31 protein-coding genes are annotated in these 26,059 nt (G+C 44.0%); 25 read left to right on the top strand and 6 right to left on the bottom strand.

The genetic code is table 11. The features are described 5' to 3' along the window. The first annotated feature begins 14 nt into the window (after positions 1–14). From K1I43_RS01510 to crcB (K1I43_RS01495), 4 genes are read left to right on the top strand one after another with little or no spacing between them, the layout of a single operon-like run. Complete coding sequence (locus tag K1I43_RS01510) at positions 15–1,526, top strand: Ppx/GppA family phosphatase (protein WP_019417987.1); 1,512 nt, start codon at positions 15–17, stop codon at positions 1,524–1,526. A 2-nt stretch (positions 1,527–1,528) separates the two neighbouring features. Beyond that, entirely contained in the window at positions 1,529–3,613 is a 2,085-nt protein-coding gene (locus K1I43_RS01505) for an RNA degradosome polyphosphate kinase (RefSeq protein ID WP_083842732.1), read from the top strand. Positions 3,614–3,625: 12 nt separating this feature from the next. Continuing rightward, complete coding sequence (gene crcB / locus K1I43_RS01500; RefSeq protein WP_009362588.1) at positions 3,626–4,012, top strand: fluoride efflux transporter CrcB; 387 nt, start codon at positions 3,626–3,628, stop codon at positions 4,010–4,012. Continuing rightward, positions 4,009–4,341, top strand: a complete 333-nt coding sequence (crcB, locus tag K1I43_RS01495) for a fluoride efflux transporter CrcB (RefSeq protein ID WP_019417985.1) — start codon at positions 4,009–4,011, stop codon at positions 4,339–4,341. Before crcB (K1I43_RS01500) ends, crcB (K1I43_RS01495) begins: the two co-directional genes overlap by 4 nt. On the opposite strand, the gene K1I43_RS01490 is transcribed toward crcB (K1I43_RS01495), so the two are convergent. After that, the gene (locus K1I43_RS01490; RefSeq protein WP_019417984.1) at positions 4,336–5,184 is read right to left on the bottom strand and encodes a metallophosphoesterase; all 849 of its coding nucleotides are present in this window, start codon (positions 5,182–5,184) and stop codon (positions 4,336–4,338) included. The genes crcB (K1I43_RS01495) and K1I43_RS01490 overlap by 6 nt on opposite strands. 146 nt (positions 5,185–5,330) lie before the next feature. Here K1I43_RS01490 and fadH point away from each other — a divergent pair, with 146 nt between their 5' ends. From fadH to K1I43_RS01445, 9 genes are all read left to right on the top strand, one after another. Next, positions 5,331–6,086 carry a 2,4-dienoyl-CoA reductase gene (fadH, locus tag K1I43_RS01485; RefSeq protein WP_009362591.1) on the top strand — a complete coding sequence of 252 codons (756 nt, stop codon included), beginning with the start codon at positions 5,331–5,333 and terminating at the stop codon, positions 6,084–6,086. A 99-nt stretch (positions 6,087–6,185) separates the two neighbouring features. After that, positions 6,186–7,400 carry an EAL domain-containing protein gene (locus K1I43_RS01480; RefSeq protein WP_009362592.1) on the top strand — a complete coding sequence of 405 codons (1,215 nt, stop codon included), beginning with the start codon at positions 6,186–6,188 and terminating at the stop codon, positions 7,398–7,400. 95 nt (positions 7,401–7,495) lie between these two features. Further along, a complete protein-coding gene (locus K1I43_RS01475) occupies positions 7,496–7,729 on the top strand; it encodes a hypothetical protein (RefSeq protein ID WP_009362593.1) in 234 nt (77 codons plus the stop codon). Positions 7,730–7,828: 99 nt separating this feature from the next. Beyond that, positions 7,829–8,068, top strand: coding sequence for a YkuJ family protein (locus K1I43_RS01470; protein WP_003396622.1), 240 nt, complete (start codon positions 7,829–7,831; stop codon positions 8,066–8,068). Positions 8,069–8,136: 68 nt separating this feature from the next. Continuing rightward, positions 8,137–8,595 carry a cyclic-di-AMP-binding protein CbpB gene (cbpB, locus tag K1I43_RS01465; RefSeq protein ID WP_019417983.1) on the top strand — a complete coding sequence of 153 codons (459 nt, stop codon included), beginning with the start codon at positions 8,137–8,139 and terminating at the stop codon, positions 8,593–8,595. A 62-nt stretch (positions 8,596–8,657) separates the two neighbouring features. Further along, positions 8,658–9,365: a 2,3,4,5-tetrahydropyridine-2,6-dicarboxylate N-acetyltransferase gene (gene dapD / locus K1I43_RS01460; RefSeq protein ID WP_009362595.1), complete on the top strand. Its 708-nt coding sequence runs from the start codon at positions 8,658–8,660 to the stop codon at positions 9,363–9,365. A gap of 42 nt (positions 9,366–9,407) precedes the next feature. Next, positions 9,408–10,541, top strand: coding sequence for an N-acetyldiaminopimelate deacetylase (locus K1I43_RS01455; RefSeq protein ID WP_033383502.1), 1,134 nt, complete (start codon positions 9,408–9,410; stop codon positions 10,539–10,541). Further along, positions 10,541–11,002, top strand: a complete 462-nt coding sequence (locus K1I43_RS01450) for a TlpA disulfide reductase family protein (protein ID WP_009362597.1) — start codon at positions 10,541–10,543, stop codon at positions 11,000–11,002. The genes K1I43_RS01455 and K1I43_RS01450 overlap by 1 nt, the downstream gene beginning before the upstream one ends. Continuing rightward, entirely contained in the window at positions 10,999–11,664 is a 666-nt protein-coding gene (locus tag K1I43_RS01445) for a potassium channel family protein (protein WP_019417981.1), read from the top strand. The genes K1I43_RS01450 and K1I43_RS01445 overlap by 4 nt, the downstream gene beginning before the upstream one ends. A 32-nt stretch (positions 11,665–11,696) precedes the next feature. On the opposite strand, the gene rnjA is transcribed toward K1I43_RS01445, so the two are convergent. Together rnjA and K1I43_RS01435 are read right to left on the bottom strand one after the other, a co-directional pair. Continuing rightward, entirely contained in the window at positions 11,697–13,364 is a 1,668-nt protein-coding gene (rnjA, locus tag K1I43_RS01440; RefSeq protein WP_009362599.1) for a ribonuclease J1, read from the bottom strand. Then, positions 13,361–13,576, bottom strand: a complete 216-nt coding sequence (locus K1I43_RS01435; RefSeq protein ID WP_009362600.1) for a DNA-dependent RNA polymerase subunit epsilon — start codon at positions 13,574–13,576, stop codon at positions 13,361–13,363. The genes rnjA and K1I43_RS01435 overlap by 4 nt, the downstream gene beginning before the upstream one ends. 402 nt (positions 13,577–13,978) lie before the next feature. Between K1I43_RS01435 and K1I43_RS01430 the strand changes: the two genes are divergently transcribed. Continuing rightward, positions 13,979–14,755 carry a Cof-type HAD-IIB family hydrolase gene (locus K1I43_RS01430; protein ID WP_009362601.1) on the top strand — a complete coding sequence of 259 codons (777 nt, stop codon included), beginning with the start codon at positions 13,979–13,981 and terminating at the stop codon, positions 14,753–14,755. A gap of 27 nt (positions 14,756–14,782) precedes the next feature. Here K1I43_RS01430 and def read toward each other — a convergent pair whose 3' ends face one another. Further along, complete coding sequence (gene def, locus K1I43_RS01425) at positions 14,783–15,337, bottom strand: peptide deformylase (protein ID WP_019417979.1); 555 nt, start codon at positions 15,335–15,337, stop codon at positions 14,783–14,785. A 379-nt stretch (positions 15,338–15,716) separates the two neighbouring features. On the opposite strand from def, the gene pdhA reads away from it, so the two are divergent. The 5 genes from pdhA (at position 15,717) to K1I43_RS01400 (ending at position 20,873) form a co-directional block, all read left to right on the top strand. After that, the gene (pdhA, locus tag K1I43_RS01420; RefSeq protein ID WP_220382596.1) at positions 15,717–16,823 is read left to right on the top strand and encodes a pyruvate dehydrogenase (acetyl-transferring) E1 component subunit alpha; all 1,107 of its coding nucleotides are present in this window, start codon (positions 15,717–15,719) and stop codon (positions 16,821–16,823) included. Positions 16,824–16,826: 3 nt separating this feature from the next. Beyond that, a complete protein-coding gene (locus tag K1I43_RS01415) occupies positions 16,827–17,804 on the top strand; it encodes an alpha-ketoacid dehydrogenase subunit beta (protein WP_019417977.1) in 978 nt (325 codons plus the stop codon). Positions 17,805–17,852: 48 nt separating this feature from the next. Further along, positions 17,853–19,142 (top strand): dihydrolipoamide acetyltransferase family protein, encoded by a 1,290-nt coding sequence (locus tag K1I43_RS01410; protein ID WP_026011740.1) that lies wholly within the window; start codon positions 17,853–17,855, stop codon positions 19,140–19,142. Positions 19,143–19,146: 4 nt separating this feature from the next. Next, the gene (gene lpdA / locus K1I43_RS01405; protein ID WP_019417975.1) at positions 19,147–20,559 is read left to right on the top strand and encodes a dihydrolipoyl dehydrogenase; all 1,413 of its coding nucleotides are present in this window, start codon (positions 19,147–19,149) and stop codon (positions 20,557–20,559) included. A 77-nt stretch (positions 20,560–20,636) separates the two neighbouring features. Beyond that, positions 20,637–20,873, top strand: coding sequence for a hypothetical protein (locus K1I43_RS01400; protein ID WP_019417974.1), 237 nt, complete (start codon positions 20,637–20,639; stop codon positions 20,871–20,873). Here the strand turns inward: K1I43_RS01400 and K1I43_RS01395 are convergent. Beyond that, positions 20,861–21,241 carry a DUF1885 family protein gene (locus K1I43_RS01395; RefSeq protein WP_020424572.1) on the bottom strand — a complete coding sequence of 127 codons (381 nt, stop codon included), beginning with the start codon at positions 21,239–21,241 and terminating at the stop codon, positions 20,861–20,863. The two genes, K1I43_RS01400 and K1I43_RS01395, sit on opposite strands and share 13 nt — an antisense overlap. A 128-nt stretch (positions 21,242–21,369) precedes the next feature. Between K1I43_RS01395 and K1I43_RS01390 the strand changes: the two genes are divergently transcribed. Next, positions 21,370–21,669 carry a DUF3055 domain-containing protein gene (locus K1I43_RS01390; protein ID WP_021094455.1) on the top strand — a complete coding sequence of 100 codons (300 nt, stop codon included), beginning with the start codon at positions 21,370–21,372 and terminating at the stop codon, positions 21,667–21,669. Positions 21,670–21,801: 132 nt separating this feature from the next. Next, positions 21,802–21,915: a GapA-binding peptide SR1P gene (locus K1I43_RS01385; protein ID WP_019417972.1), complete on the top strand. Its 114-nt coding sequence runs from the start codon at positions 21,802–21,804 to the stop codon at positions 21,913–21,915. 117 nt (positions 21,916–22,032) lie between these two features. Here K1I43_RS01385 and K1I43_RS01380 read toward each other — a convergent pair whose 3' ends face one another. Next, positions 22,033–23,499 carry an aminotransferase class I/II-fold pyridoxal phosphate-dependent enzyme gene (locus tag K1I43_RS01380; protein WP_009362609.1) on the bottom strand — a complete coding sequence of 489 codons (1,467 nt, stop codon included), beginning with the start codon at positions 23,497–23,499 and terminating at the stop codon, positions 22,033–22,035. A gap of 186 nt (positions 23,500–23,685) precedes the next feature. Here K1I43_RS01380 and K1I43_RS01375 point away from each other — a divergent pair, with 186 nt between their 5' ends. The 4 genes from K1I43_RS01375 to K1I43_RS01360 all read left to right on the top strand — a co-directional run bounded on the left by K1I43_RS01375 (position 23,686) and on the right by K1I43_RS01360 (position 26,053). Beyond that, positions 23,686–24,645, top strand: a complete 960-nt coding sequence (locus tag K1I43_RS01375; protein WP_009362610.1) for an NAD(P)H-dependent flavin oxidoreductase — start codon at positions 23,686–23,688, stop codon at positions 24,643–24,645. A 30-nt stretch (positions 24,646–24,675) separates the two neighbouring features. Beyond that, the gene (locus K1I43_RS01370) at positions 24,676–24,945 is read left to right on the top strand and encodes a UPF0223 family protein (RefSeq protein WP_026011739.1); all 270 of its coding nucleotides are present in this window, start codon (positions 24,676–24,678) and stop codon (positions 24,943–24,945) included. 86 nt (positions 24,946–25,031) lie between these two features. Further along, positions 25,032–25,220 carry a hypothetical protein gene (locus K1I43_RS01365; RefSeq protein ID WP_009362612.1) on the top strand — a complete coding sequence of 63 codons (189 nt, stop codon included), beginning with the start codon at positions 25,032–25,034 and terminating at the stop codon, positions 25,218–25,220. Positions 25,221–25,270: 50 nt separating this feature from the next. Continuing rightward, positions 25,271–26,053 (top strand): inositol monophosphatase family protein, encoded by a 783-nt coding sequence (locus K1I43_RS01360; RefSeq protein ID WP_009362613.1) that lies wholly within the window; start codon positions 25,271–25,273, stop codon positions 26,051–26,053. The last annotated feature ends 6 nt before the right edge of the window (positions 26,054–26,059 follow it).

Here is a 26,059-nt window from a genome sequence, read left to right as displayed (position 1 = left end):
GAGGAGGGTAAACGGTGAAATATGGCATTATTGATATCGGCTCGAATACGATGCGGCTTGTTATTTACGAACGAAGCAAAAGCGGTCGGTTGCGCGAGCGAGAAAATGTAAAAATTGCAGCTCGGTTGCGCAACTATTTAACAGAAGACGGCTTTTTTACAGAGGAAGGATTGCGCGTTCTTTTAGATGGACTACTCACATTTCAAGATGTGACGCGTTTTCATCGCCTGCACGATGTGAAATGTGTGGCGACGGCAACGATTCGTCAAGCGCGCAATCGCGATGAGATCGTTCGCTTTATTGCAGAAAAAACCGATTTTCGTATTCGTATTTTATCCGAATATGAAGAAGCATACTACGGTTTTTTAGCTGTCATTCAATCGACGTCATTTCATGAAGGGATTACGGTCGATATTGGCGGAGGAAGTACGGAAGTGACGTATTTTCACAATCGCGAACTTGTCGACTATCATAGCTTCCCGTTTGGTGCATTATCGTTAAAACGTCAGTTTGTCGCTGGCAACGTGCCGACAGATGAAGAACTGCAAACGTTACGTGCATACGTCGACAAGCAATTTCAATCACTTCCGTGGCTAAAACAACGCCGTTTGCCAATCATTGCGATCGGGGGAAGCGCCCGCAACGTCGTGCAAGTACATCAAATGTTACAAAACTACCCGATTGCCGGCATTCATCAATACGAAATGAATCGCGACGACATTGTACAAGTGAAAAAATATTTGCGCTCATTGACGTTTGAACAGCTGCAAAAAGTCGAAGCGTTGTCGAAAGATCGAGCGGATTTAATTATTCCAGCGGTCGAAGTGTTTCAAACGTTATACGAAACAGTTGATGCGACGACGTTTATTTTAAGCCGCAAAGGATTGCGCGACGGCATTTTTTACGAACAGTTTGGGCCGATCGTCTTTCCCAGCGTACTAGATGAAAGTTTTTTTGAACTAGCCCAAGATTACGAAGTGAATACAAACCACGTACAACACGTATTAAAACTTGTCATTCAACTGTTTGACCAAATGCGTGCGCTTTCGCTTTTTCCGCTGACCGGAGAAGATCTCGTCTTATTAAAGCGCGCCGCTCACGTGTTTTATTTAGGGCAATATGTCGACGAAGAAGCGAGCAGTCAACATACGTTTTACCTTTTAGCGAATCGAACGATTGACGGATTAAGCCATCGTGATCGTGTGCAACTTGCGCTTGTTGCTTCGTTTAAAAATAAAACGTTGTTTAAACAATATGTGCAGCCGTTTCATGCGTGGTTTACCCGCGCAGAACAAAAAAAGCTTCGTTTTCTTGGCGCGCTATTAAAATTTGCTTACAGTTTAAACGATACGAAGCGAAACATCGTTGATCGTGTGCAGCTTGAGCTTCAAGATGAAACCGTCGTCGTACATCTTTTTTGCAGTCAATCGTTTAAAGCGGAAGAATATCAAGCGGAAAAACATAAGAAGCATGTCGAAAAAATGTTAAAACGCCCGATTCAATTACAGTTTCATTTGGAGGGATGAATATGGATTTAAGCCATCCGCGTTATTATAATAACCGCGAATTAAGTTGGCTTGCGTTTAACGAACGCGTTTTGCAAGAGGCGATGGACGAGCGCAATCCGCTGTTGGAACGGTTGAAATTTTTAGCCATTTTCAGCTCGAATTTAGATGAGTTTTTTATGGTGCGCGTCGCTGGGTTAAAAGATCAAGTGAAAGCCGGATTTAATAAGCCGGAAAATAAAGCGGGATTAACGCCGAAAGAACAGTTGAAAAAAATTGCGAAAAAAACGCATGCGCTTGTGAAGTGGCAGTACGACATGTACAACGAAACGTTGTTGCCGATGTTAAATAAAGAAGGGGTACATTTGCTTGCGCCAACCGAATGGAGCGCTGAACAAATGACGTACTTGCAGTCGTATTTTATGAAAAATATTTTTCCGGTATTAACGCCGATGGCTGTCGATGCGTATCGCCCGTTTCCGATGTTGTTGAACAAAAGTTTAAATTTAGCGATCGTCCTTGACGATGAAGAAGATGAAGAAGATCGGAAAAAATTAGCGATCGTGCAAGTGCCAGCGGTGTTAAATCGCTTCATTCCATTGCCAGCAAACGACGGCATGCATGTGTATGCGCTGTTAGAAGACGTCATTACGATGTTTATTCATACGTTATTTAAAGGGTACAACGTTTCGTCTGTGACGCAATTTCGCATTACGCGCAACGCCGATTTAACGATTCACGAAGAAGGGGCGCGCGATTTATTGAAAGAAATTGAAAAAGAGTTAAAAAAGCGAAAATGGGGAGCAGCGGTTCGGCTTGAAATGAGCAAAAAAGGGTTTGACGAATGGGTGCTCGATTATTTATTAGATGAGTTAGAAATTCACGAAAAAGATGTGTATCAAATTGACGGGCCGATTGATTTGACATTTTTATTTTCGTTTTATTATGAAGTGGCGAAATATAAAGAACATCTCATTTTCCAAACGCTCATTCCGCAACCGCCAAAAGATGTAGATGATGATGAAGATATATTTGAAAAAGCGAAAGAGCGTGATTTATTGTTTCACCATCCATATGAATCGTTTGAGCCGGTCATTGATTTTATTTCCGATGCCGCAGACGATCCAGACGTGTTAGCGATCAAACAAACACTTTATCGCGTCAGCGGAGATTCTCCAATTATTGAAGCGTTAAAACGGGCGGCGGAAAACGGAAAACAAGTGACCGTTCTCGTTGAATTGAAAGCGCGGTTTGATGAAGAAAATAACGTGCAATGGGCGAAAGAGCTTGAAAAAGCAGGCTGCCACGTCATTTATGGCATGACGCATTTAAAAACGCATAGTAAAATTACGTTAATTGTGCGCCAAAAACATGGGAAAATTGAGCGGTTCGTTCATTTAGGAACAGGCAATTATAACGACGCGACTGCCAAAGTGTACACTGATTTCGGTTTGATTACGGCGAATGAACAATTTGGTGAAGATGCGACAAACTTTTTTAATTATTTAAGTGGCTATATGGAAAAACCGGAATTTCACCATTTAGTCGTCGCCCCGTTTGATTTACGGCAACAATTTTTACAGCTCATCGACGAAGAAATTCGCTATCATAAACAATATGGCGATGGGCGCATCATTGCGAAAATGAACTCATTAACAGATAAACAGCTCATCATGAAGCTATATGAAGCGTCTCAAGCAGGGGTACAAATTGATTTAATTGTGCGTGGCATTTGTTGTTTACGTCCACAAATGAAAGGAGTAAGTGAAAACATTCGCGTCCGCAGCATCGTCGGTCGCTTTTTAGAGCATAGTCGCGTATATTATTTTCATCACCACGGACAAGCGCGCGTCTTTTTGTCATCTGCCGATTGGATGACGCGCAATATGGACCGCCGCATTGAAATTTTATTTCCGATTTTTAACAAAGAATTAAAACAGCGGCTCATTGACGTATTGCACATTTTGCTTGCGGATAACGTGAAAGCGCGCGAGCAAAACGAAGAGGGAGAATACGATTACGTGAAGCGAAAAGAAGGAGAAGAAGAAGTAGATAGCCAAATGATTTTATTTCAAATGGCATACGATGTTGCAGACGATGAAGAATAAGGAGATGATGACATGAAAGAAAGCGGAGCGGTTGCTCTTGGCGGAGCGCTAGGGGCGCTATGTCGATACGGTGTAGCGATCGTATTCCCGTTTCTTTCGTTTCCGTGGGGAACGTTGCTCGTCAATTATGTCGGTTCATTTTTGCTTGGGGCGCTTACGTCTTACGTCGGAAAGAGAAACATGGCGGAATGGTTGCGTCTTGCCATCGGAACAGGGTTTTGTGGCGGATTGACGACGATGTCAACGTTTAGTAAAGAGACGATCGCGCTATGGCATGACCATGTCGGACTGGCAAATGTATATGTGCTCACATCTTTTGTTGGAGGCTTGCTTTTTTGTTATGCAGGCGTGTATGTAGGGGAACGAATGGGTATGAAAAAAGTAGGTGAGGCGTCATGATTACCGTTGCGCTTGGCGGAGCGTTTGGGGCGTGGTGCCGCTATCAGCTTGGCATATGGCTATTACGTTGGACGAAAAAATCATCTGTGCCGGTTTCCATTTTGTTCATTAATTGGCTCGGTTCGTTCGGGCTTGGCATGACGCTTGCCCACGACGTGCAAGCCGTCGGGGTAACGATTGGCTTTTTCGGAGCGTTTACGACGTTTTCGACATTTAGCGTCGAAGCACTGCAACTATTGTTGCGAAAACAATATAAAGAAGCGTTTTTTTACATCGTTGCTTCGCTTATCGGAAGCATATGTATGTTTCAAGCCGGGTTTATGTTATAACCCGGCTTTTAATGTGAACAACGTTAATTCTGGTGGGGTCAAAAAGCGAAACGGCATGCGCGTCGTTCCAAGTCCGCGATTGACGTATAAGGTGAGTTGCTGTACATCGTAAAACCCTTCGACATATTGTTTTGCTAGCGGAGGGGTGACGAGCGGTCCAATCCACGGCAGTTGAATTTGTCCCCCGTGGCTATGACCAGACAGCTGAAGATGAAACGGATAGACGCTCGCTTGCGTCACGAGGTCGGGTTCATGAATAAGCGCAATCGTATACGTTTCCTTTGGCAACTGTTGCACCGTTTTTGCGAAATTCGGCTGACCGAGCATAAAATCGTCTAACCCTGCGATGACAATTTGTTCGTTGCCTTGACGAACACGTACCCATTCGTTCACAAGGAGACGAAATCCGGCGTTCTCCATCATGTCTTTATATATATTTGTTCCGTATCCGCCGTGATCGTGATTTCCATAAATACAGTACTTTCCAAGCGGAGCATGAAGCGTTGTCAATAACGATGTAATCGTAGCGACATGTTCGTATTCATTCGGTTTATCAAGCAAATCGCCTGTAAAACAAATGAGATGCGGATCGAGGTCGTTCATTCGTTGGACGACACGTTGAAAATGGTCAACAGAATAATGATACCCTAAATGCACATCGCTAAATTGAAGAAGCCGACATCCATCAAAGCTTTTTGGAATGAGTGGGTGCACGATGTCATAACGCCGTACTGTCAACTGCCTCGGCTCAATATATTTTGCATACATATATCCCGCTGTTGAAAGCAATGCTCCTTTAACGAATAAAGAAAAAAACGTGCGTAAAAAATCTCGTCGTTTCATGTCTCAAACCTTACCAAATGAAAATGTTCTTCATTCATTATAAAAGAAAAAAGTTGATAAAAACAGCAAAAACAATGTTAAAAATTTTCTAAATATATAGTACAATAAAAATGAATGAACAACCATTCATAAAAGGGGATGAGAAGATGAAGGGGAAAGTCGTGATTGTGACAGGCGGTTCAAGCGGCATGGGGAAATATATGGCGAAGCGTTTTGCAGATGAAGGAGCGCATGTCGTCATTACCGGAAGAAGAAAGGAAGCGCTTGAAGAAGCGGCGAAAGACATTGGGGGAAGCGTGCTTCCGATCGTCATGGACGTGCGTCAACCGGAATTAGTCGCAGCGATGGTGAAAGAAACAGATGAACGGTTCGGAAAAATTGATGCGTTAATTAATAACGCCGCAGGCAATTTCATTTGTCCAGCAGAAAAGTTATCGATTAACGGCTGGAATAGCGTCATCGACATCGTTTTAAACGGAACGTTTTATTGTAGTCGAGAAGTCGGAAACTATTGGATTGAAAAAGGACAAAAAGGATCGATCATTAACATCGTGGCTACATATGCTTGGGGAGCAGGAGCGGGCGTCATTCATTCGGCGTGCGCCAAAGCAGGTGTGCTAACGATGACGCGCACGTTAGCGGTCGAATGGGGGAAAAAATACGGATTTCGCGTCAACGCCATCGCTCCCGGTCCAATTGAGCGAACAGGTGGAGCAGAAAAGCTTATTTTATCAGAGGAGATGGAAAAGCGCGTCAAAGATAGTGTGCCGCTCGGTCGTTTCGGTACGCCAGAAGAAATTGCAGCAGTCGCCTCGTTTTTACTTTCTGATGCGGCCGCATACATTAACGGCGAGTGCATTACGGTCGACGGAGGGCAATGGCTGAATCAACATCCGTTTTAATGCGACGTTTGCTGACGTCGCTTTTCTTCTGTTTCCCGACAAGCACTTTTATTTTTCTTATGGTATAATGGGTGAAAAAACGGGGGAGGAAGCGTCGCTTTGGATGCACTAGACATTTTAACACACATCGATCAAGTCGTTCCGTATTACCAACCGATTTTTAGCGCCGACGAGCAATGCATCGTCGGATACGAAGTGCTTGGGCGCTTTCAACAAGGGGATGAAGTGATCAGCCTCGGCCCATTTTTTCACGACGAAACGATTCCAGAGGAGTTTCGCATGGAAGTCGATGTGGCAGTGACGACGAAAGCGCTCGAACAGTTTGTTCACGAGCAGCCTGCATCGCTTATTTTCATTAATCGTGATGCGAACGTGTTAATGATCGATCGGGGAGAATCGTTTTTGCAACTTCTTCTTCAATATAAAGAAAAAGGATTACAATTAAACCAAGTCGTTCTTGAAATTACGGAGCATCATTTTAAAGGCGACATTCAACAGCTCGGGCACGTATTGACGTATTTGCGTACATACGGTATTCAAATTGCAGTTGATAATATTGGAAAAGAAAGCAGCAACTTAGACCGCATTCGGTTGTTAGCGCCCGATTTATTAAAAATTGATTTGTATTCGTTGCGCACGTCAGCGACGACGGTATCGTACGATGATGTGCTTTATTCCATTTCGCTTTTAGCGCGAAAAATTGGGGCGACGCTTTTGTATGAAGATATCGAAAACGCCTTTCAACTCCAATATGCGTGGCGAAACGGCGGCCGATATTATCAAGGCTACTATTTGCACGAACCGTCACCGTCGTTTCTTCCACCGCATTTATTAAAAGAAACGTTGCGCACTCAGTTTCATACGTTCATTCAACATGAAAAAAAGAAACTGCAAACGTTATACGATATTTCCGAACAATTTCAAGCGCGCGTATCCGAGCTTGTGGCAAAACATAAAAAAGCTTCATCGTTTAACGAACTCATTTCTGTCTTAGCCAAACATTTGAGCGATTGTAGTTTTCGCATTTACGTATGCGATGAAGACGGATTTCAACAATCCGCAAACATATTTAAACGAGGCGAAACGTGGGAGTTACAGCCACAATACGAAATGAAAAATTGGAGCTGGCGTCCGTATTTTTTAGAGAACATTATTCGCATGCGTTCTCGCAAACGCGGCATTTTATCTGATTTGTACAGCGACATTGAAACAGGTGAAACGATTCGCACATACTCCTATCCGATTGATGAACATCATTATTTGTTTATCGATTTAACGTATGAGTATTTGTTTGAGCATAACGCCCATTTGTAATAAAACATCGCTCGCGGTGGAAAAGTAAGCGTAAGGCGCAAACGTTATGTCACAACAAGGCGATGTTTGCGCTCCGTTTCCTAGAGAGGTGAGCGATGATGGATACATTTTCTTGGATGCTTTTACTTGTTGCTAGCGGGGTATTAGTCGGGGGACTTGTTTATACGTATCAAGTAGGAAAGCGACAAAAAGTACAAGGCGAATACGATACGCCCGTCGGTGAAAAAGTGGCTGCTCATCCGTATGTGCGCAATCCGATTTTTATTGCATACATCGTGTTTGTCGCTCTTTTGCTCGGGTATATCGCATACGTCGCCTTTCAAACGTAAGCCCGCTTTTGTGGGCTTTCGTTTTTGTTTACTTTTTTCGCGAATCTTGGTACAGTAGTGAATAGTCGTTGAAATACGTATCGGAAAGGAATGAATGTCATGTCGCAATTATTAGGCATTATCCAACGGTTAATTAGCTTACAAGAACAAAAAACAGGAACGAACGAAGCGCCACAACGCAACTTTGAAGTGAATGGTGAAAAAAAATGTAGCGTGACATATTATGAAAAAACGAACACGTTCGTATTAGAAGTGTACGAAAAAGGCGAGAAGCCGAAATCGTATCAATTCGACAACATTGATATGATCGCCATTGAAATTTTCGATTTGTTGAATTAAGTCTTCACATAGGTGAAGGCTTTTTTATTGCACTTCTCGCTTTTCCATATCGAAACGAACATGATACAATGACAAATGGGGATTATATTGTGAAAGGCGGAATGACGATGCAACAACCATCGCTGACTGAACTGATGATTCCGTCCGATAAAGTGGCGCACGTGCAAGTGGGGAATCATTTACAACACGCGTTACTCGTCTTAACGCGCACAGGATACTCGGCTATCCCAGTATTAGATATGACGTATAAACTGCAAGGGCTCATTAGTATGACGATGATTATGGATGCCATTTTAGGCATTGAGCGGATCGAGTTCGAGCGGCTTGACACGATGAAAGTGGAACAAGCGATGCAGCGCAACATCCCGCGTCTACATGTAAACGATTCATTTTTAAAAGCGTTAAAGTTGCTTATTGATCACCCCTTTTTATGCGTAGAAAATGATGACGGTTATTTTGTAGGCATCGTGACGCGCCGTGAAATATTAAAGCGGTTCAATCGCTCGATGTACGAAAAGCGACAATAGGCTTGTCACCGTTTATATCATTTGTTAAAGTAAAAAAATAAAACGATAAGGAGGAAGTTGCGATGATGATGGATGCAAATGAAATTATTTCCTTTATTCAAAATAGTAAAAAGAAAACACCTGTGAAAGTATACATAAAAGGAGACGTCGCTGACATCGATTTTGGCCCGAGCGCGAAAACATTTATTACAGGTCAGACAGGCGTCGTATTTGGCGAATGGGCGGACATTGAAGCAGCGCTTGAAGCGAACAAACATAAAATTGAAGACTACGTCGTGGAAAACGACCGTCGCAATTCTGCCATTCCACTTCTTGATTTAAAACATATTAAAGCGCGCATCGAGCCGGGAGCGATCATTCGCGATCAAGTGCAAATTGGCGACAATGCCGTCATTATGATGGGTGCGGTCATTAACATCGGTGCGGTTGTTGGTGAAGGAACGATGATCGATATGAACGCTGTGCTTGGCGGACGTGCGACAGTCGGGAAAAACTGCCACGTTGGTGCAGGGGCAGTACTTGCTGGTGTCATTGAGCCACCGTCAGCCAAACCGGTCATTGTGGAAGATGATGTCATGATCGGAGCAAACGCGGTCATTTTAGAAGGAGTGACGGTCGGAAAAGGTGCTGTCGTTGCCGCAGGTGCGATCGTGACAGAAGATGTGCCTCCATATACCGTTGTGGCAGGCGTGCCAGCGCGCGTCATTAAACAAATTGACGAAAAAACAAAAGCAAAAGTAGAAATTAAACAAGAACTTCGCCAACTGTAAAGCGTGGAATGGATCCACGCTTTTTTCAAAAGGAGGATCGAAATGTTTATAAACATCCGCCGCGATTTGCATCAAATTCCTGAGCTCGGCTTTCAAGAGTGGAAAACACAACGATATATATTAGATTACTTAGCTAGTCTCCCACAAGAACGGTTGCAAATCAAAACGTGGCGCACAGGCATTTTCGTGCGTGTTCTCGGCATGGCGCCGACGAAAACGATCGGTTATCGGGCGGATATGGACGGATTACCGATTGACGAACAAACAGACGTGCCGTTTCGCTCAACGCATGAAGGACGTATGCATGCATGCGGACACGATATGCATATGGCAATCGCCCTCGGTGTGCTCACTCACGTCGTCCATCATCCGATTGACGACGACATGCTTTTTATTTTTCAACCAGCGGAAGAAGGGCCGGGCGGGGCTCTTCCGATGCTTGAAAGCGATGAAATGAAACAATGGATGCCTGATATGGTGATCGCTTTGCATATCGCTCCTGAATATCCGGTCGGAACGATTGCGACAAAAGAAGGGTTGTTGTTTGCGAATACGTCCGAGCTTTTTATTGATTTAATCGGCAAAGGGGGACATGCCGCCTTTCCGCATGAAACGAAAGATATGGTCGTTGCCGCAAGCGCCCTCATTATGCAGCTGCAAACGATCGTCTCTCGCAACGTCAATCCGCTTGATAGCGCGGTCATTACGATTGGCAAACTGACGAGCGGCAACGTACAAAACGTCATTGCCGAGCGGGCAAGACTAGAAGGGACGATTCGCACGCTATCTCCGGAAGCGATGGAAAAAGTAAAAGGGCGCATTGAAGCGATCGTGCGCGGCATCGAAGTCGCTTACGACTGCGAAGCGCATATCGATTACGGTTCGATGTATTACCAAGTGTATAACGATGAGGCGTTAACGAATGAATTTATGCAATTTGTGGATCAAAAAACAGACGTTCGTCTCGTTCGTTGTCAAGAAGCGATGACGGGCGAAGATTTCGGCTACATGCTCGCACGCATTCCTGGTTTTATGTTTTGGCTCGGCGTGCAATCCCCGTTCGGTTTGCATCATGCGAAGTTAAATCCGAACGAAGAAGCGATCGATGTGGCCATTGAACTTTTGACTCGCTATGTCGCATGGAAAGGAAATCATAAAGTAAAGGAAGAAGAATGATGAAATTACGAGAGCCTATGCCATCATTAGACGGAGCAACAGTCGTACTAAACGGAAACGTCACTCGCGAACAGCTCATCGGCAAACCGACGCTCATTCATTTTTGGGCGGTGAGTTGCCATCTTTGTAAAGACGGAATTAAACAAGTGAACGAATTTCGCGATCGCTATGAAGGACAATTAAACGTTCTTTCGATTCATATGCCGCGCCGCGACGGTGATGAAAACGTTGAAGTCGTGAAGCAGCTTGCTGAACAATACGGCATCACGCATCCGCTTTTCATTGACAACGATCACCGGTTAAAAGAAGCGTTTGATAATCGATGTGTACCGACGTATTACGTATTTGATGCAGACGGTATATTTCGCCATTATCAAGCAGGAAGCGGTGGAATGAATATGTTAGAAAAACGAATCATCCGCGTCATGGATGAATATCGAACAAGAGGGGATATGTCGTGAAGAAAAAAGAATTTGCGGTTATCGGTCTTGGGCGTTTTGGAGGTAGCGTATGTCGCACGTTAAGCGAGCAAGGAATGGAAGTGCTTGCGATTGATGTAGACGAAGAGAAAGTGAACGAATATGCATCGATTGCGTCCCAAGCCGTCGTTGCCGATTCAACGGACGAAAACGTTTTGAAAAGTTTAGGCATTCGCAACTTTGACCACGTGATCGTTGCCATCGGTGACAACATTCAAGCGAGCATTTTAACGACGCTTATTTTAAAAGAGCTTGGCGTCGAAAAAATTACGGTAAAAGCGACAAACGATTATCATGAAAAAGTGTTGAAAAAAATTGGTGCCGACCATATCGTTCATCCCGAGCGAGATATGGGTGAAAGAATTGCGAACAATATGATTTCAAACAATGTGCTTGATTATTTAGAGCTGTCCGATCGCCATAGCATCGTCGAAATTGTCGCAAATGAACGGCTCCATGGCCATTCGCTTCTCGAATTAGACATTCGCGCCAAATACGGCATTAACATCGTTGCGATTAAACGAAACAACGACATTATCGTTTCACCGCTTGCCTCAGAAGTCATTTACACAGGTGATATTTTAATCGTCATCGGTGCCGATCAAGACATTGACCGGTTTGAAAGCGAAGTCGTTGGAGAATAAAAAGAAGGTGTCACAAACGACACCTTCTTTTGCTATACTTCCATAATAATTGGTAAAATCATTGGCTTGCGTTTCGTTTTTTCGTATAAAAACGGTGCGAGCGTATCGGTAATTTCCGTTTTAATGTCCGACCATTGATTTGTTCCTTGTTCAAGTAGCTGTTGTAAATGTTTAGCAATCAGTTGTTGGGCATCGCTAATTAAATTGCCGGATTCACGCATATAGACGAATCCGCGTGAAATAATGTCTGGTCCGGAGGCGATTTTCATTTCTTTCATGTTAATGCTTACAACGACGATCACTAATCCTTCTTCTGACAAAATGCGACGGTCGCGTAAGACGATGTTGCCGATATCACCAATGCCGCTTCCGTCGATATACACGGAACCGGACGGAATTTTGCCGACGATGCTTGCTCCTTCTTCACTAATGCCGAGCACGTCTCCATTGTCCATAATAAAGCAGTTTTCTTCTGGGACACCGCAATCGACCGCAAGTTTTACATGCATTTTTTGCATGCGATATTCGCCATGAATCGGCATGAAATATTTCGGTTTCATTAAGCGAATCATTAATTTTTGTTCTTCTTGTCCCCCGTGACCAGACGTATGAATGTCGCTAAGCGGTCCGTGAATGACTTCCGCTCCTGCGCGCGCCAGCATATTAATAATACGATTGACGCTTACGGTATTGCCTGGAATTGGCGAAGATGAAAAGACGACTGTATCGCCTGGCATAATTTGAATTTGACGATGTGACCCGTTAGCAATGCGCGACAACGCTGCCATCGGCTCCCCTTGACTTCCGGTACAAAGAATCGTGACGCGATGGGCAGGGAGGCGATTAATTTGTGCCGCATCGACAAACGTATCTTTCGGACATTTAATGTAGCCGAGCTGTTGTCCAATTTCAATAGCCGCTTCCATGCTTCGTCCGAATACGGCAATTTTTCGATTGTTTAATACAGCGGCTTCCGTCACTTGTTGCAAGCGGTGAATGTTCGAAGCGAACGTGGCAAAAATAATGCGTCCTTGCACTTTTCGGAAAATGTCGTGAATGCTTTCGCCGACGCGCCGTTCCGACATTGTAAAATGCGGGATTTCGCTATTTGTACTATCAGACAATAAACAAAGAACGCCTTCTTTTCCGATTTCGGCCATTTTCGTTAAGTTCGCTGGCTCGCCAACAGGCGTAAAGTCGAATTTAAAATCGCCCGTATGAACGATTTGACCGACTGGCGTTTTGACGACGATGCCGTAGCTATCTGGAATGCTGTGCGTTGTACGGAAAAATGTCACCGCTGTTTTTCCGAACGAAATGACGTCGTCTTCTTTTACTTCGATTAGTTTCGTTTGACGCAACAATCCGTGTTCTTCTAGCTTGTTGCGAATGAGCCCGAGAGCCAATTTGCCGCCGTAAATCGGGACGTTCACTTGGCGAAGCAAATACGGAATGCCGCCAATATGGTCTTCATGTCCGTGCGTAATAAATAACCCTTTAATGTTTTCGGCATTTTTCACTAAATAGCTGTAATCAGGGATGACGTAATCAATTCCGAGCAACTCGTCTTCTGGGAACTTAATGCCGGCATCAATGATGATGATTTCATCTTCATATTGCACGCCATATGTATTTTTCCCAATTTCGCCTAGACCGCCGAGAGCGAAAACACCGACTTGCTTATTTTTTAACATGTTCATCGTTCAATCTCCAATACGTGAAAATCAGCGTTTTGTTGTTCGTACGCTAAATGTGCTCCCTCAAGCGGTTGAATGTATTCAATATTGATATGACGGTCTTGTAATTTTCGGCGCACATCTCGCTCGCTATCCGCTTCAATGTATAGCGTCTTCGTTTTTTCTCTTACAGGTACTTCATCGATCGTATCTTGGTAAAACACTTTAAAAATCAACGTCCATCTCTCCTTTTCATCATTTGTTTAAAAAATAAAGTGTTAGCCCCGAGCGTTTTCCGCTTTTCTTATTATATATAAAAAGTGTGGAATAGGAAACAAAATTGAAAAGAAGCCCTTCAACCGAAGGGCTCGTACAACTATGCAATCGATTTTCTGCGCAAAAGTTCTTTCCATTGTTTGAGCAGCTTGCGTTTCAACTTTTTCAACATGACGCATCACTCCTCACTTTTATTGTATCCGATTTTGCAGGAAAGTAAATGTCTTCTCTATGATTTATTATAAGAAGATCATCGACAAATTTTGCATAGGAAAATATGCCATTGTTTAACCGATTCGTTGACAATGTGATGCAATTCGGTTACGGTAGGCTTGTGAACTTTTACACGAGGAGCGAGAAACATGGAGAGAAAGATCGTTTTTTTCGATATTGACGGAACGTTGTTAGATCATGAGAAACAGTTGCCGACATCGACATATGAAGCGATACATGAATTAAAAAAGCAAGGGGTATATGTGGCGATCGCGACGGGGAGAGCGCCATTTATGTTTGAATCGCTTCGAGAACAGCTCGGGATTGAATCGTTTGTTAGCTTTAACGGACAATATGTCGTTTTTGAAAAAGAAGTGATTTACAATCAACCGCTTGATCGCGAACGGCTTCACGCCTTAAAACAAATGGCGCACGACAATGAACATCCGCTTATTTTCATGGACGCTGACACGATGCGGGCGAGTGTAGCCGATCATCCGTACATTCACGAAAGCATGGGAAGTTTAAAATCTGTCCATCCGCCATACGATGAAACGTATTACGAACAAAACGATATTTATCAAGCGCTTTTGTTTTGTAAGCCGGAAGAAGAACAGATGTACGTTACAGCGTTTCCGATGTTTCATTTTGTGCGCTGGCATGCGGTATCTACAGATATTTTACCGTATGGCGGCTCTAAAGCAGAAGGGATTAAAAAAATGATCGAGCAGCTCGGCATTGCGCGCGAAAACGTATATGCGTTCGGCGACGGGTTAAACGATACGGAAATGTTGCGCTTTGTCGGCACAGGGGTAGCGATGGGGAACGGCCATGAAGAAGCGAAAAAAGTAGCCGATTTCATTACAAAACCGGTCGATGAAGATGGCATTTTATTCGGTTTACGTCAGCTCGGATTGTTGAAATAAAAGGTGTCCGCAATGGACACCCTTTTTTTAACGTTCAATCGGAATGGCGCCAGCTGGCACGTCGTACGGATGTTGTTTATTAATATGATCATAAAACATAATGCCGTTTAAATGGTCAATTTCATGTTGAAATACGATCGCAGGCAATCCTTTTAAACGTAGCTTCACCGTTTCGCCTTCAAGCGTCGTCCCGGTGACTGTAATGCGCATATAGCGAGGAACGTAACCGGGGATCGGCTCGTCGACGGATAAACATCCTTCTCCGCTCGTTAAATAACACATTTCAACGGAATGGCTTACAATTTTCGGATTAAATAACGCATAGCTATGTAACGTTCCTTTTTCGTCCGTCACATGCACCGCAATCATGCGCTTCGAGACATTAATTTGCGGCGCAGCTAAGCCGATGCCCGGACGAAGTCCATACATTTTCGCTAACTCTGGATCTTGGCTCATTTTTACATATTCCAACAAGCTTGCTAAAATGCGGCGATCTTCTTCGGATGGGGGAAGCGGCACTTCTTCAGCTACTTTTCGTAACGTCGGATGACCGTCTTTAATAATATCTTTCATCGTAATCACGTTGTTTCCTCCTCACACGCAGTATAACCATTTTTATTATGAAGGATGGAATGAAAAAGTGCAATTGCGTGAGAAACATACATATTCACGTTGTAAAACAGAAATAATACAGATTAACGAAAAATAGTATAACAGATTCATAACACAGTTAAAATTTTCTAATTTTCATTTTTATATAGAAGGTGGCAAGCAAACTGATTGACGAGCGTTGTCGAACGGTGTAAACTGAAAGATGTAAAAAAACAGTTGTATTAATCACACTTGCTTTTCTCATTAATACAGCTTTCAATACACAACGTGTGGTAAAAAGAAACCGTTTTTGGGCAAATTAAAAGGTGCATCATTTTACGTTTTGAAAAGAAAGGATGAGGTGAACAAAATGGGTAAAAAACCCCTATTCGATGTGAAAAAGCAACTTGAAAAAGTCGCTGAGCAGTTCCCGACATTTCAAATTTTAAATGAAGAAGGCGAAGTCGTAAACGAAGCGGCGATGCCAGATTTAACAGATGAGCAGTTGAAAGAATTAATGCGCCGCATGGTATACACACGCGTGCTTGACCAACGTTGCATTTCGTTAAACCGTCAAGGACGTCTCGGCTTCTATGCGCCAACAGCAGGACAAGAAGCGAGCCAATTAGCGAGCCATTTTGCATTAGAAAAAGAAGATTTCATTTTACCGGGCTATCGTGACGTTCCACAAATGATTTGGCATGGTTTACCACTTTACCAAGCGTTTTTATTTTCACGTGGTCATTTCCATGGTAACCAAATTCCTGAAGGTGTCAACGTGTTGCCACCACAAATCATTATCGGTGCCCAAATTATTCAAACAGCCGGCGTTGCGCTCGGTATGAAAAAACGTGGCAAAAAAGCGGTCGCAGTTACATATACAGGTGACGGCGGTGCATCGCAAGGGGACTTCTACGAAGGAATTAACTTCGCAGGGGCATTTAACGCGCCAGCGATCTTTATCGTTCAAAACAACCGTTTCGCGATTTCAACGCCAGTCGAAAAACAATCTGCCGCAAAAACAATCGCGCAAAAAGCGGTTGCCGCAGGTATTCCGGGCATTCAAGTAGACGGAATGGATCCGCTTGCGGTATATGTGGCGGTGCGTGACGCTCGCGAGCGTGCGATTAACGGTGGAGGTCCAACATTGATTGAAACGCTTTGCTTCCGTTACGGTCCACATACGATGGCGGGAGACGACCCAACGCGCTATCGTTCGAAAGAGCTTGAAAACGAATGGGAGAAAAAAGATCCGCTCGTTCGCTTCCGCAAGTTTTTAGAAAACAAAGGATTATGGAGCGAAGAAGAAGAAAATCGCGTCATTGAACAAGCGAAAGAAGATATTAAAGAAGCGATTAAGAAAGCGGACGAAACACCAAAACAAAAAGTGACAGACTTAATGTCGATTATGTACGAAGAAATGCCAGCGTTCTTAAAAGAGCAATACGAAATCTATAAAGAAAAGGAGTCGAAATAACCAATGGCGCAAATGACAATGATTCAAGCAATCACGGATGCGTTGCGCGTAGAAATGCGCAAAGACCCGAACGTTCTCGTGTTCGGTGAAGACGTCGGTGTAAACGGCGGGGTATTCCGCGCGACAGAAGGATTGCAAGCAGAGTTTGGCGAAGATCGCGTATTCGACACACCGCTTGCGGAATCAGGAATTGGCGGTTTAGCGATCGGTTTAGCATTACAAGGATTCCGTCCTGTGCCTGAAATTCAGTTTTTCGGATTCGTATATGAAGTGATGGACTCAATTTCTGGTCAAATGGCGCGCATGCGCTATCGTTCTGGCGGTCGTTTCCATGCGCCAATTACTGTTCGTTCGCCATTTGGCGGTGGCGTACATACGCCAGAATTGCACGCAGATAGCTTAGAAGGTCTTGTCGCTCAACAGCCGGGATTAAAAGTCGTCATCCCATCAACGCCATACGATGCGAAAGGATTGTTAATTTCAGCGATTCGTGACAACGACCCTGTCATTTTCTTAGAGCATATGAAATTGTACCGCTCGTTCCGTCAAGAAGTGCCAGAAGGCGAATATACAATTCCGATCGGCAAGGCGGACATTAAACGTGAAGGAACAGACGTATCGATCATCACATACGGTGCGATGGTACATGAATCGTTAAAAGCAGCAGCGGAGCTTGAAAAAGAAGGCATCTCTGTTGAAGTCGTAGACTTGCGCACGGTTCAACCGTTAGATATTGAAACAATTATCGCATCAGTTGAAAAAACAGGGCGCGCGGTCGTTGTACAAGAAGCGCAAAAACAAGCAGGTATTGCGGCAAACGTTGTTGCAGAAATTAACGAACGTGCGATTCTTAGCCTTGAAGCGCCAGTATTGCGCGTAGCGGCACCAGATACAGTATATCCGTTCTCACAAGCAGAGCCAGTATGGTTACCGAACTTTAAAGATGTGATCGAAACAGTGAAAAAAGTAATGACGTTCTAATGGAGGGGAATGACCCCTCCACATTTAAGAAATAGGAGGTTGAGATACATGGCATTTGAATTTAAATTACCGGACATCGGTGAAGGAATTCACGAAGGTGAAATTGTCAAATGGTTTGTGAAACCGGGCGATGAAGTAAACGAAGACGACGTACTTTGCGAAGTGCAAAACGATAAAGCAGTTGTTGAAATTCCATCTCCAGTAAAAGGAAAAGTATTAGAAATTTTAGTAAGCGAAGGAACAGTCGCAACCGTTGGTCAAACGTTAATTAAATTTGATGCGCCAGGATACGAAAACTTAAAGTTTAAAGGCGATCATGGCGATGAGCCAAAAGTAGAAGAAAAGAAAGAAGAAGTGAAACAAGAACAAGAGCAAGTAGCACAAACACAGCCGAAAAAACGCGTCATCGCGATGCCATCTGTGCGCAAATATGCGCGTGAAAAAGGTGTCGACATTCGCCTCGTTCAAGGAACAGGTAAAAACGGTCGCGTGTTAAAACAAGATATTGATGCATACTTAGCAGGCGGCACAGCACCACAAACAGAAGCGAAAGCGCAAGCGGTAGAAGAAAAAGCTGCGCCAGCACAAGAACAAAAAGCAGCGCCAACAGCTCAACCGGTTGTATTAGAAGGCGAGTTCCCAGAAACACGCGAAAAAATGAGCGGCATTCGTCGTGCGATTGCGAAAGCGATGGTAAACTCGAAACATACAGCGCCGCACGTCACATTAATGGACGAAGTCGATGTGACAAAACTTGTTGCGCATCGTAAGAAATTTAAAGATGTGGCAGCGCAAAAAGGCATTAAGTTAACGTTCTTACCATATGTCGTTAAAGCGTTAACGTCTGCGCTTCGCGAATATCCAGCGCTTAACACATCCATTGACGATGCAACAGAAGAAATCGTTCATAAACATTACTACAACATCGGAATTGCAGCGGACACAGATAAAGGCTTGCTCGTTCCTGTTGTTAAACATGCGGACCGCAAATCAATTTTTGCGATCGCAAAAGAAATTAACGAACTCGCAACAAAAGCGCGTGAAGGTAAATTAATGCCAAACGAAATGAAAGGTGCAACATGCACAATTACAAACATCGGTTCAGCAGGCGGTCAATGGTTTACACCGGTCATTAACCATCCAGAAGTAGCGATTTTAGGTATCGGCCGCATTTCAGAAAAACCGATCGTGCGCGATGGTGAAATTGTCATCGCTCCAGTATTAGCGTTGTCGTTAAGCTTCGATCATCGTATGATCGACGGTGCAACAGCGCAAAACGCATTAAATCATATGAAACGTTTATTAAACGATCCTGAATTATTATTAATGGAGGCGTAATGCGATGGTAGTAGGCGATTTCGCAATTGAAACAGAAACTCTCGTCGTCGGTACAGGTCCTGGCGGTTACGTTGCAGCCATTCGTGCAGCGCAACTCGGTCAAAAAGTAACGATCGTTGAAAAAGGAAACCTCGGTGGAGTGTGCTTAAACGTCGGATGTATTCCATCAAAAGCGCTCATCTCTGCTGGTCACCGTTACGAAATTGCGACACATTCACAAGATATGGGCATTTTTGCGGAAAACGTAAAAGTTGACTTTGCGAAAGTGCAAGAGTGGAAAGCTGGTGTCGTGAAAAAATTAACGGGCGGTGTCGAAGGATTATTAAAAGGAAATAAAGTTGAAATCGTGCGCGGAGAAGCGTATTTCGTGGATGAAAATACCGTTCGCGTCATGACAGAAAATAGCGCGCAAACGTACAAATTTAAAAACGCCATTATCGCAACAGGTTCTCGCCCAATCGAGTTGCCAACGTTTAAATTTTCGAAGCGCGTGCTTGATTCAACTGGTGCATTAAACTTACCTGAAATTCCGAAATCAATGGTCGTCATCGGCGGCGGTTACATCGGTACAGAATTAGGAACAGCATACGCAAACTTCGGAACAAAAATTACGATTTTAGAAGGTGCGGACGAAATTTTATCTGGCTTTGAAAAGCAAATGAGCGCAGTCGTTCGTCGCCGCTTAAAGAAAAAAGGAGTAGACGTCTTTACGAACGCGCTTGCGAAAGGTGTCGAAGAGCGTGAAGACGGCGTAACGGTAACATTTGAAGTAAACGGCGAAACGAAAACGATTGACGCGGAATACGTGCTTGTCACAGTCGGTCGCCGTCCGAATACAGAAGAGATGGGACTTGAACAAATCGGCGTGAAAATGACGGAGCGCGGCTTAATTGAAATTGACAAACAATGCCGCACGAGCGTACCGAACATTTATGCGATCGGTGACGTCGTTGCAGGTCCACCGCTTGCGCATAAAGCATCATACGAAGGAAAAATCGCGGCTGAAGCGATCGCTGGTCATCCGTCTGAAATTGACTACTTAGCGATTCCAGCTGTCGTCTTCTCTGACCCTGAATGCGCATCTGTCGGTTACTTTGAAAAACAAGCGATCGAAGAAGGAATTGACGTCATTACAGCAAAATTCCCATTTGGTGCAAACGGCCGTGCCCTTGCATTAAATGAAACAGATGGCTTCTTAAAGCTCGTCTTAACGAAAGACGATGGCGTCATTATCGGAGCGCAAATTGTCGGCCCGAACGCATCAGATATGATCGCTGAGCTCGGTTTAGCAATTGAAGCAGGCATGACAGCAGAAGATATTGCGATGACGATTCACGCGCATCCAACGCTTGGAGAAATTACAATGGAAGCGGCAGAAGTGGCGCTCGGTAGCCCAATTCATATTATTAACAAATAAAGAGGATGGCTTCGCCGTCCTCTTTTTTCATGATTTTTTCGAGACGATCATATGATGTTCATAAGGGGTGTGTGAACATGTATATCGTCTTTCTACTTCAAATGATGATATGGAGTTTGTTTTCGTTTATTGAATGGAGATCGGCGCACGATCATTTTATTTTTAAGGCGTTATTATTCGGGATATTCATATATATTTCTTTTTTGCTTGCTCTTCGTTTGCATTTAACGAAAAAGCGCGCATGTTGGACAACCTTATTGACGATTGCCGTCTATTTCGTTTGCCGCAAGCTGTTTTGGTCTTATCTTTTATAATAGTACATGATGCGTCCGTTAAATAAATGCAGTTTTCCTGCCATTTGTTTGGCGAAAAATTTGCATAGTTCGTTTGCTTTCCCTTTATCGCCGTGCGTCGCTTGTTTTGGCAAGACGAACTGTACAGCACGGTCGTGCACGCGGCATTCAATCATATGATAGCGATCATCTTTTCCGACTAACAAAATGCGATCGTCTTTTGTGACGATGTCATATGGGAAAGCGGACTCGGCGTAATCCCACGCCAGCTGTTCGCCTGTTTTTTGTGCGATGTTTCGATATTGTTCGAGCAGTTGTTTGCATTGTTCTAACGTTACCGTCTCCCATGTTGATGCAGGGACAAGTTCAATGGTAGCTGTATGAGCCATTTTTTTCACCTCAACCATTTTTGAAATCACTTTCATTGTATCATGGACATATATGAAAAAACAAATAATTGCGAAAATATGAATAGTGCGATATAATAAAATTTAATATACAAGAAGGAGGGAATGATATGCACGTATTCGAAAAATTGTATGATGAGCATGAAAAAGTAAAAGTAAGGTTTGTCGGCTTTACGACGAAAGACGTCCGATACGACTTTGGCATCGTGTACACAAATATGTTTTTTGGTAAACCGCTTGTCATCTGTATGCAAACAGGCCGCTCAGCTCTCCTCGACCCGAAAGACATCGAAGACCACGACTATTTACAACGAACGTTCCGCATTGACACAAAAGAACAAGCTGAAGATTTAGCGGAATTTTTCTCAGACATTTTACCATCGACACCTTATGCTGAACAATATGAGTAAGAGGCGTGAAATACGTCTCTTTTTTTGTTTAAATATGTCATACTAATTCCTATTGACAAAATAAATGTGACATATTATTATGAAATCAGTAAAACGTTTTCAAACATTCCAAAGGAAAAGGGGTTATCGGGGATGGGTACAATTGTATGCCAAACATGCAATGCGACAATCGATCATTTTGAGGACGAAAAAGTAACGGTATTGTACGGGCAATGTAGCGGTTGCGATTGTGAAGACGAAGAATAAAACATAGATCGGAACGAGCTTTGGGGGATGAGGAGAAAATATAGAGAGAAGGGATCGGCATAGCCGGTCTCTTTTTATTGACGAAAAAAGCGGAACTCGATGTGAGCTCCGCTTTTCTTATTTCTGATGTTCTTTAATGACGCGCAACGTTTGTAACGTGTCGTCTTCTGGACCTTGAACAGGCAAGCCGACTTCTATATTTTTGCGAATGTAGTTTAAATTTTCTTCCGTAATAATTTCACCCGGAATGAAAATTGGAATGCCAGGTGGATATACCATGACAAACTCAGCGATAATGCGCCCTGCTGATTCGTCAAACGGCACGACTTCCGTTTCGGAATAAAACGCATCGCGCGGAGTAAGCGCAAGGACAGGAATGTCTGGTAAAAGCACTTTCGGTTTTTTTCCGACTTTGGCTTGATGGCGAAATTCGTTTGATAAACGACGAAGCGCTTCGACTAATACGCTCGTCTCCCGTTCTGTATCGCCCGGTGTAATAATACATAAAATGTTGTATAAGTCGGACAACTCAACTTCAATGTTGTAATGTTCACGAAGCCATTTTTCGACTTCATAGCCCGTCAATCCGAGCTCTTTGACCGAAATGATGAGCTTCGTTGGGTCGTAGTCAAACGTTGCCTTTGTGCCGATAATTTCTTTTCCGACGCAATATAAATAGTCGATGTCGTTAATTTGCTTGCGCGTTTCATTCGCGAGGCGAATCGCTTGTTCTGCTAGCTCATGTCCTTCTGTCGCAAGCCGTTTGCGCGCCACATCAAGCGAAGCAAGCAACAAGTAAGACGTCGATGTCGTCGTTAACATGCTTAAAATGGCTTGCACTCGTTTTGGCGACACAAGCCCTTCTTTCACGTTTAAAATCGAACTTTGCGTCATGGAACCGCCAAGTTTATGCACGCTCGTCGCCGACATATCCGCTCCTGCTTGCATCGCTGAAAGCGGCAAATCTTCATGAAAGTGAATGTGTACACCATGCGCCTCATCGACAAGGACAGGGACGTTGTATGCGTGCGCAATGTCAACAATTCGTTTTAAGTCGCCCGCAATGCCGAAATACGTCGGGTTAATGACGAGCACCCCTTTGGCGTCTGGATGTTGCTTTAACGCCGCTTCTACTGCTTCTGGTGTAATGCCGTGTGAAATGCCAAGCTCTTTATCAATTTCAGGATGAACGAAAATCGGTGTCGCTCCCGAAAAGACGATCGCTGACATGACGGATTTATGCACGTTTCGTGGGACGATAATTTTATCGCCAGGGCCTGCGACAGACATGACCATCGTCATAATGGCGCCGCTCGTCCCTTGCACGGAGAAAAACGTATAGTCCGCCCCGAACGCTTCCGCCGCTAACTGTTGGGCGCGTTTAATCATTCCTTTTGGCTGATGTAAATCATCAAGCGGACCGATATTAATTAAATCCATCGCTAACGCATTTTCTCCAATAAAGGAGCGAAACTGCTCGTCCATTCCTGCTCCTTTTTTATGACCAGGAATATGAAATTGAATCGGATTTTTCTTTATATGCTCTAACAGTCCGGTAAATAACGGTGTTTCATACTGTGACAATTTCGCTGTACACCTCTTTAACTTGGATTTACATAAAACAAAGTGAATTATAGCACTTCTTTATACGTTTGGAAAGATGATTTTTTTGCTTAAAAATCAAAACGATTGCATATTTCTTCATTTATTGTTTGTGAAGGACTTTTCTTTATAAGTGAAGAATGATAAAAAGTAAAGGGGGAATGATGTGTGAACTGGAACACGAGAGTAACCGAGCTGTTAGGCATCCGTTATCCGATTATTCAAGGTGGATTGGCGTATTTGGCGTATGCGGATTTAGCGGCGGCGGTATCGAATGCCGGGGGGCTAGGGCAAATTACAGCGATGTCGCTCGAGACGCCAGATGAGTTGCGAGAAGAAATTAAAAAAGTGCGCGAAAAAACGGACAAACCGTTTGGAGTCAATTTTGCGATCGGACAACATGGACGCCCGTTTGCGCACATGCTTGATGTGGCGATTGAAGAAAAGGTGCCGGTCATTTCGATGACGGGCGGAAATCCTGCGCCTATTTTTGAACAGTTAAAAGGAGTATCCGTGAAAAAGCTTGTGCTCGTGGCGGCAGTACGCCAAGCAGTGAAAGCGGAGGAGCTTGGAGCGGATGCGGTTATGGTTGTCGGTCAAGAAGGGGGCGGCCATCTCGGCAAGCACGATATCGGGACGTTCGTATTAGTGCCGCGCGTCGTCGATTCCGTATCGATTCCTGTCATCGCTTCAGGGGGGATCGGAGATGGGCGCGGTTTGATGGCTGCGCTTGCGCTTGGAGCAGAAGGAATTGAAATGGGCACGCGCTTTATTGCGACAAAAGAATGCATTCATGCCCATCCCGTGTATAAACAAATGCTTGTGGAACGCACAGAAAGCGATACCGTCGTCATTAAACGTACGCTCGGTGCGCCTGCACGCGCTTTGTTAAACGAATGGACGGAAAAAATTTTACAGTTTGAACAAGAAGGAAAAGGATACGAACAGTTAAAAGAGTACATTAGTGGAAAGGCGAACAAACGATTCATTTACGATGGCTGCACGGAAGAAGGATTTGCATGGGCGGGGCAAGTGATCGGACTCATTCGCGACGTGCCGACAGTGAGTGAACTTTTTGCGCGCATGATTCAAGAAGCGGAACAAATTCGCACCCGTTGGGCAAACTAAAACAGACAGCAAAAAAGAAAGGTGAACATCATGAAATACGCATACCCGATTGATTACAGTTGGTCAACAGAAGAAATTATTGACGTCATTAAGTTTTACGAAGGCATTGAACAAGCATACGAACGAGGCATTGAGCGAGAGCAACTGATGAAATTATATCGTCGCTTTAAAGAAATTGTCCCAAGCAAAGCGGAAGAGCGAAAACTATGCGATGAATTTGAAAAAGTAAGCGGCTATTCATTGTACCAAACGATGAAAAAAGGAAAAGAGTTGTCCGCCGGAGATATTGTGAAAATGTAAAGTTGCATATCCCCTTTCCGTTACATAGTATATAAAAAAGAAAATTTTCAGAAAAAAGAATGTTTCAAACGGAAGGGGTGCACAATATGAAAAAAACAGCTGATGCATTTAAAAAAATGGACGGAGAACGACGAAAAAAAGTATTAAAGCTTGAAGTTGACTATGAGCTAGCCACCCTTTATGAAGCGATGTTAGAAAATAACGAAGCGAAAAAAAACGAATGTAAACGAAAACTAGAAAGACTGCGCCAAGAATTGATTCGTCTGTCGAACTGAAAGGCGGCAAGCGCCGCCTTTTCTACATAAGTATATGCAGGAGGTCTTGTATGTGGAACGAAATTGATCAACATATGCAGCATTGGATTCGGGAAGCAGGGGAGCGCATCCGCGATGCGTTTCAAACGAAACTAAAAATCGAAACGAAATCAAGTCCGTCCGACTTAGTGACAAACGTCGATCGGGAAATTGAGCAATTTTTTATTGAACGCATTCGCCAAACGTATCCGACGCATCGCATTTTAGGAGAAGAAGGATTCGGTGATACGCTTGAAGCGCTAGACGGCATCGTTTGGATCATCGACCCGATTGACGGAACGATGAATTTCGTTCATCAACAGCGTCATTTTGCGATTTCTGTCGGGGTGTTTCAAGATGGTGTCGGCATGCTTGGCTACATTTACGACGTGGCTTTTGATGAGCTGTATTATGCCGAAAAAGGAAAAGGAGCGTTTGTAAACGGCACGCCGCTTCCACCGCTTGAAAAAACGTCGCTTGACCGTGCGATCATTTCATTAAACGCGACGTGGGTGACGGAAAATCGTCGCATCGACCCGAACGTCCTTGCCCCGCTTGTGAAAAAAGCGCGCGGCACGCGTTCATACGGCTCCGCTGCGTTAGAAATGGCATATATCGCTTCAGGGAAACTCGATGCGTACATCACGCTTCGTTTGTCGCCGTGGGATATTGCTGGCGGGATGGTGATCGTGCAAGAAGTGGGTGGGATCGTGACAAACTTGTACGGGGAGCCGCTCAATATGATTGAGAAAAGCTCCGTATTCGTCTCGAAGCCGGGGTTACATGAAGAAGTGCTTGCGATCATTCAGCGCTAACGAATC

Origin of the sequence: Anoxybacillus sp. ST70, from assembly GCF_019553625.1 — a bacterium.
Classification (GTDB): domain Bacteria; phylum Bacillota; class Bacilli; order Bacillales; family Anoxybacillaceae; genus Anoxybacillus; species Anoxybacillus gonensis.
Note: the sequence above shows the minus strand (reverse complement) of the source record. Positions and strands in the feature narration are given on the sequence as shown.